This window comes from Streptomyces murinus, assembly GCF_002154555.1.
GTDB classification, from domain to species: domain Bacteria; phylum Actinomycetota; class Actinomycetes; order Streptomycetales; family Streptomycetaceae; genus Streptomyces; species Streptomyces murinus.
On the sequence record NZ_MUNF01000833.1, the window covers coordinates 1 to 5,151 of the forward strand.

Sequence of the window (5,151 nt, forward strand, 5' to 3'; positions counted from 1 at the left end):
AGCCGGGGTGTACGGGGAGCTCGCGGGGGGTGCGGGCAGGCGCGCGGGGGCGACGGCGTCAGACTGTGGCCCGAGGAACGCGACCGACAGGCCGATGCCGACGACACAGGCGGCACTCGCCACGGCGGCCACGACGGCCGCGGCACGGTGGCGCTTCCGGCGGGCGCGGGCGGTGGTCAGGATCCGGTCGACGGGTGCCGGGGACGAGGGGTACGCCTCGCGCGAGCGGGCGAAGGCCGCCCGTGCCCAGTCTTCTTGGCCGTGGTCTGGAGTCATCGTGCCTCTGCGGGGCGGCTGGCCGGGTAGGTGCGGGTGAGGGACGACCGGCTGCGCAGCTTGGCCAGCGCCCGGGACGCCTGGCTCTTCACCGTGCCGACCGAACAGCCGAGGACGTCCGCCACTTCCTCGACGGACAGGTCCTCGCAATAGCGCAGCACCACGACCGCCCGCTGCCGCTCGGGCAGGTCGGCGAGTTCGCGCGCCAGGGCGTCGTACACGTCCACGCCGCCGGCACCGGCCCCGTCGTCGTGGACGGGACCGGTGTCGGGCAGCGACGGGAGAAGGAGATGGGTGATCCTGCGACGGCGGTACCGGCTGCGGTTGGTGTTCACCAGGGCGCGGCGCACATAGTGTTCGGCGCGCTCCGGGTCCAGCCGCCGCCAGTGCGGGTACACCTTCGCCAGCGTCGTCTGCACCAGGTCCTCCGCCTCGTGGAAGTCGCCGGTGAGCAGGTACGCGGTATGGGTCAGGGCCCGCCAACGGGCGGCGACGAACCGGGTGAACTCCGCGTCCGGTCCGCTGTCCGCGGCCTTGCGGTCACTTGGCTGCACAGCAGGAGGTGCCCGTCCTTCTTCCGGCTGGTCAGCGCCAGTTGGTGTCGTGGGTGAGCTGGTGGTGACGGCTGTCGTACTGGTCGACGGCGGCGATGGTCTGCCCGTCGGGGATGGCTGCGGCCCAGGCGCGGTAGGTGGTGCCGGGGACGGTGACGGTCTCGGCCTTGATCCGGTGGCCGTTGGTGAGGGTGATGACGCCGTAGGCGACGTCGGGTTCGGGGTTGGCGACCATGAGGCGGCTGCCGTCCAGCCCCTTGTCGTGGAGCCCCCACAGGCCCATCTCGCCTGCGGGGGCGGGGTCGTTGGTGCCGGTGACGGGCTGGCAGTCGGACCAGGGGCCGCCCTGGTGGTCGATGCGGACGCCGCCGATGTACATGCGCTGGCACAGCAGGGACGTACCGGGCATCGTGGTGCCGTCAGGCAGGCCGGGCAGGGTGTAGCCCTTGGGCAGGGTGCGGTGGAACTCCAGCGCCACCGACCAACGGTGCCCGTCCACCCGGCCCTTGCCGATCACCCGCGTGACCACCTGGGGCGCCTGCCGATGGGCCGAAACGGACCGCTCGGCGACGGCGGAGGCGGGTGCGGGCGCGGGCGCGGACGAGGCATGGCCGGCCGGGCCCGGGGCCGCCTCGCTCGCGGACGCGCCGAAGAACGAGACCCCACCGAGCGCGGCGACCGCGACGGCCGCCACGGCTGCCTTCCTGGCAGAACTGAGAGCCACGGAGCATTTCTCCTTCACAGCTGCCGCCCGGCGCCGTGCCGGGCGGTCCTCGACGGCCGACACGCTGGGCCCGCGCGTCGGCCTACGGCGGCCACCGGGAGCGGTGGCCGCTTGGACGTCCGCCCGTAGGTACTCCCGAACACGCCCGGCAGGTTGCACGCCACCGGCATCACTTCGCGGTGCGGTCCACGGAATTGGCACTAGAATCGAACGAGTGAGCGAATATCGATCGGCGGAACCCGGCCCGGAGTTGGAACCAGAGCCAGAACCCGGTGCGGGTGCGACCGCCCCCGGTCCGGACGATGCTGGAGGCATGGCCGGGAAACGACCCATCGTCGTCCAGCTGCCCTCGCCGAGCGGCGGGCGGCGGGTCCGGGTGGACGGGGAGATCCTGGGGCTCGCGCACAATGTGCGGGACCTGGTGGAGTTCCTGCGGCGGGCCGGCCTGGAGATCGAGCCGGAGCAGGTCGCGGACTCGCCGCTGATCGACTGGCGCGGGGTCGGCCCCGAGTGCTGGGAGGCCCAGTCGCGCACCTGAAGCCGCGCGGTCGCGCGTTTGAAGCGGTGCCACCCAGCTGGAGCGATGCCACGCGTCTGAAGCGGATGCCGCGCACCTGAAGCGGGCGCGACCGGCGGCGCACCCGGAGCAGGCACACTGGCGGTATGTCCTCCCGCCGCAGAACCTGCCCCGTGTGCCACCGCGAGATCGCCGTCGTGGCGGGCCGCTTCGCGCGGCACGATCCGCCCGGAACGCGGGAGGACGTACGGCTCGTCTCCTGCGAGGGATCCCGGCGGCAGGCCCAACTCGGTGCCGCGCAGCCCACGTTGGACGGATACGTCGTACCCGAGTTCCCCGGTCAGCTGCCGCTGTTCTGAGACGCGCTCAACTCGCGCCGCAACTCCCGCTGCCCAAGGGTCAGTTCCCGGCCACCGACTTCACCGCGACCGACACCGGCGTCGAACCGCCCGTCAGTTCCAGCGTCAGGCCTGCCGTCGCCGAGGTGTCCACCAGCTCCGCGAGTACGGAGGCCACGTCGTCGCGTGGGATCATGCCGCGCCCGGTGTGCGCCTCCAGGCGGACCAGCCCGGTGCCGGCGTCGTTGGTCAGCGATCCGGGCCGCAGGATCGTCCAGTCCAGGTCCTTCTGCCGGGTGACGTACGCGTCGGCCTCGCCCTTGGCGCGCAGATAGACGTCAAACACCTCGTCGCCCTGGTGCGCGGCGTTCGCGCCCATCGAGGACACCACCACGAACCGGCGTACGCCCGCGCGCACCGCCGCGTCCGCGAACAACACCGCCGCGCCCCTGTCCACCGTCTCCTTGCGGTCCGTACCGCTGCCCGGACCCGCGCCCGCCGCGAACACCGCCGCGTCCGCGCCCCGCAGCAGCTCCGTGACGTCCTCCACCGAGGCGGACTCCAGATCGAGCACCACCGGCTCGGCCCCGGCCGAGCGCAGATCGTCGCTCTGTTCCGGCTTGCGGATGATCCCCGCGACCTCGTACCCACGCGCGGCGAGCAGCCGTTCCAGCCGCAGCGCGATCTGACCGTGACCACCAGCGATGACAATGCGCATGCTTCAGACCGTACGCCCCGGGCGGTGCTACGACACCTCGCCCCGCCCCTGCCTCGGCAGCCCCGGGTCCGAGACCGCCGCCGAGTTGCAGTACTCCCGGACCGCGCTCGTACGGGCCACCACCCGGGCCCGATGGATCACGATCCGGCTGTACGCCAGGGAGAGCGCGCCCGGCAGATGGTCGCCGCGCACGGCCAGGAGCTCGGCCGGGAACCCCGCCTCCACCCGGACCCGGGGCAGGCCCAGCGTGGCGCGGGCCGTCGCGCTCACGGCGTCGTACGCGTCCTCGGGACGCAGCCCGTGGGCGGAGGCGAGCAGATAGGCCGCCTCCAGGGGGTCGCCGCGGCCCACGGGGTTCGACACGTCCCGCAACGCGCCGCTGCCGGCCGCCGTCCGCACCCCGGCCGCGCGCAGCAGCCGTACCGGAGCCGTGCCCCGCCGGTCGGTGCCGCCGCAGCCGCCCTGGGGCAGGCACACGACCGTCACCCCGGCCGCCGCGAGCTGGTCCGCGGCGCGGGAGGCGGCCTCGGCGGGCAGGCGCGTGAGACCGGCGCACGGGCCGATCGTCACGCCGGGGCGCAGACCACCCGCCATCGCCGCGAGCCGGGAGAGCCGGGCCGGGTCGGCGGCGTCCGTGTGCAGGTCCACCGGCAGGCCGTGTTCCGCGGCCACCTCCAGGACCGCCTCCACGTACCCCGTGGGATCCGGGTCCAGGTCCGGGCAGCCGCCCACCGCCGCGGCGCCCATCTTCGCCGCGTCCCGCAGCATTGCCAGCCCGTCCGCCCCGGCCACCCCCGTCAGCAGCCGGGGCATCGCCACCGCGGTCAGCTCCGCGAGCCCGCGCAGCGTTCGCCGGGCCTGGAGTACGGCGTTCAGCGCGCCGAGGCCCTGTACGTCGCCCACGCGCACATGTGCCCGTACGGCGGTCGCCCCGTGCCCCAGCTGGAGCAGCGTCGCCTCCGTGGCCCGGCGCTGGACGTCCTCGGGGTCGCAGGAGGCCGGGCCGGGCCGCTCGGCGGACAGGGCGGTGTCGCCGTGCGCGTGCGGCTCGGCCGGGGCGGGCAGCAGCAGGTAGCCGGTGAGGTCCACCCGCTGGGCGCCCGCGCGGGCCGGCCCCTGCGCCAGGCTGCCCGCGGTGCCCACGGCCTCGATCCGCCCGCCGCCCAGCCGTACGTCCACGGTTCGGCCGTCGGTCAGCCGCGCCCCGCACAGCAGTAGACCGCCCGACGGATTCGACGAGTTCGACGGCAGGTGCGGCTGCGGCTGGCTGTCGGGCATCGCGCTCCAAGATCGGGGGAGTTCGGAGTCGGAGGAGTTCGGGGGCTGAGTAGCTCGGGGGGTTCGGGGAGTTCGGCGAGGGCATGAGGGGGCCCGTGACGCGGTGTGACCGGCGACCGGGGCTCAGGGCGCCCCAAGATCACACAGGGCGTGTCGAGCCTAGGGTGACGAACGGCACAGGTCGCGCAGGAGCGAAATAGTCGTACCGGCGTGGTCCAGGCGTGGCCTACAGGGGCCTTCGGCCTCCAGGGCGCCCCCCGGAGCCGCTACGGCGCGCCCCGCCCGGCGGACCGGCGAGTGCGACGCGGATGCGCCGGCGCGCACCCCCGGCCACCGACGCGCGCCGCGCGGCCGTACCCGCTCGCGGCGTCAACCGGCCTTCCTCGCGCGGCCGTACAGGCGCGGTCGCTCGCCCGCCTGACGTGGCGACATGTTCCGCGCGGGCCACCCGGAGACGCCCGTGGGCCCCTGGAAGCCCGCGGCCGCGGCCGTACGGCCCTCCCGCCCCCCGGTGCGCTCCGGCGTGTCCCCGGTCCCCATCGGCCTCCGAGCGCGGCCTGAGCGGCCGTACCGACGCGGCCCTGCCCGACCCGCCGGATGCGCTCCGCCGTCCGGCACCGACGTGACCTGTCCACGCCCGTCCACGCCCGCCCATGCCCGTCCGCGGCGCCCAGCCCCCACGACGGCTACTTTCCGTGACGATCCGCCCCGGCCCGATGCGTCCGCCCGCCCGAGCCACCGGCTCG

6 protein-coding genes and 1 pseudogene are annotated in these 5,151 nt (G+C 74.8%); 2 read left to right on the forward strand and 5 right to left on the reverse strand.

Annotated elements, in window-relative coordinates; genetic code table 11:
* The 3 genes and pseudogenes from CCN72_RS40120 to CCN72_RS35605 all read right to left on the reverse strand — a co-directional run.
* A pseudogene (locus CCN72_RS40120) lies at positions 1 to 276 on the reverse strand (hypothetical protein); the annotation flags it as partial.
* Complete coding sequence (locus CCN72_RS35600) at positions 273 to 830, reverse strand: SigE family RNA polymerase sigma factor (RefSeq protein ID WP_085566098.1); 558 nt, start codon at positions 828 to 830, stop codon at positions 273 to 275. The pseudogene CCN72_RS40120 and the gene CCN72_RS35600, both read right to left, overlap by 4 nt.
* Before the next feature lie 31 nt (positions 831 to 861).
* Positions 862 to 1,554 carry a hypothetical protein gene (locus CCN72_RS35605; RefSeq protein ID WP_143664322.1) on the reverse strand — a complete coding sequence of 231 codons (693 nt, stop codon included), beginning with the start codon at positions 1,552 to 1,554 and terminating at the stop codon, positions 862 to 864.
* Positions 1,555 to 1,867: 313 nt separating this feature from the next.
* Between CCN72_RS35605 and CCN72_RS35610 the strand changes: the two genes are divergently transcribed.
* Together CCN72_RS35610 and CCN72_RS35615 are read left to right on the forward strand one after the other, a co-directional pair.
* On the forward strand, positions 1,868 to 2,092 hold the full coding sequence (locus CCN72_RS35610) for a hypothetical protein (RefSeq protein ID WP_037663336.1): 225 nt from the start codon (positions 1,868 to 1,870) through the stop codon (positions 2,090 to 2,092).
* Positions 2,093 to 2,217: 125 nt separating this feature from the next.
* The gene (locus CCN72_RS35615) at positions 2,218 to 2,430 is read left to right on the forward strand and encodes a hypothetical protein (RefSeq protein WP_086812515.1); all 213 of its coding nucleotides are present in this window, start codon (positions 2,218 to 2,220) and stop codon (positions 2,428 to 2,430) included.
* 40 nt (positions 2,431 to 2,470) lie between these two features.
* On the opposite strand, the gene CCN72_RS35620 is transcribed toward CCN72_RS35615, so the two are convergent.
* Positions 2,471 to 3,127, reverse strand: a complete 657-nt coding sequence (locus CCN72_RS35620) for an SDR family oxidoreductase (protein WP_086812517.1) — start codon at positions 3,125 to 3,127, stop codon at positions 2,471 to 2,473.
* A 27-nt stretch (positions 3,128 to 3,154) separates the two neighbouring features.
* Entirely contained in the window at positions 3,155 to 4,405 is a 1,251-nt protein-coding gene (locus CCN72_RS35625) for an amidohydrolase family protein (RefSeq protein WP_086812519.1), read from the reverse strand.
* Positions 4,406 to 5,151: the final 746 nt, after the last annotated feature.

What these genes read in the sequence shown, in the direction of transcription:
- CCN72_RS35610 (WP_037663336.1), top strand. Translation starts at nt 1,868, where the DNA reads ATGGCCGGGAAACGACCCATCGTCGTCCAGCTGCCCTCGCCGAGCGGC.
- CCN72_RS35615 (WP_086812515.1), top strand. Translation starts at nt 2,218, where the DNA reads ATGTCCTCCCGCCGCAGAACCTGCCCCGTGTGCCACCGCGAGATCGCC.
- CCN72_RS35620 (WP_086812517.1), bottom strand. Translation starts at nt 3,127, where the DNA reads ATGCGCATTGTCATCGCTGGTGGTCACGGTCAGATCGCGCTGCGGCTG.
- CCN72_RS35625 (WP_086812519.1), bottom strand. Translation starts at nt 4,405, where the DNA reads ATGCCCGACAGCCAGCCGCAGCCGCACCTGCCGTCGAACTCGTCGAAT.